This window comes from Roseateles sp. P5_E11, from assembly GCF_054049355.1.
In genome coordinates, this window is the sequence record NZ_JBFUMO010001175.1 from 1 (window position 1) to 624 (window position 624).

Here is a 624-nt window from a genome sequence, read left to right on the forward strand (position 1 = left end):
GCTGACGGCAGCGCGGCGCACCTTGGCGTCGGCATGGGCGAGCGCGGCCATAGCGGGGTCGAAGGCGGCGTCCACGCGCAGGGCTTTTACGGCCTGCAGCGCGGCGGCCTGCACTTCGGGGTCCGCGTCGCCCAGGTAGGGCAGCAGCGCTGTGGCGGAGGCTGAGTCTTTCAGCTCTGCGAGCGTGTAGGCAACGGCCTCGCGCACGGCAGCGTCCTCGTCCTTGAGCCGCGGCGCCAGTGCCGCCAGCACCTCGGGCTCCTCGAAGCCTTCGAGGGCCTTGGCGGCTTCGAGCCGCACGGTGGCATCGCTGTCGCCAAGCGCCGCAATCAGCAGCGGCGCGATGTCGTCTTCCTCGTCGGTGTAGGGCAGGTCGATGACGGCGATGCGGCGCACGCCCGCGTCGCTGTTGCGCAGCCGGTCATGGATGGTGGCAAGCATGATCACCTCACCAGGTAGGGGATGTCGACGCGCACGGCGCCGGTGGGGCAGTCCTTCTCGCAGGGCATGCAGTACCAGCATTCATCGAACTTCATGAACGCCTTGTTCTTCGTCAGATCGATGGCCAGCACGTCGAGCGGGCAGACATCGACGCAGACGGTGCAGCCCTTGTCGGCGATGCAC

General features: G+C 68.3%; 2 protein-coding genes. Both read right to left on the reverse strand.

Annotation, left to right across the window (positions count from 1 at the left end; translation table 11 throughout):
- Positions 1–441 (reverse strand): HEAT repeat domain-containing protein (locus tag ACXJKR_RS34170; protein ID WP_457326642.1); only part of this gene is annotated, 441 nt, incomplete at its 3' end.
- A gap of 2 nt (positions 442–443) precedes the next feature.
- Positions 444–624: 4Fe-4S dicluster domain-containing protein (locus ACXJKR_RS34175; protein ID WP_457326643.1), on the reverse strand; the 181-nt coding region annotated here is incomplete at its 5' end.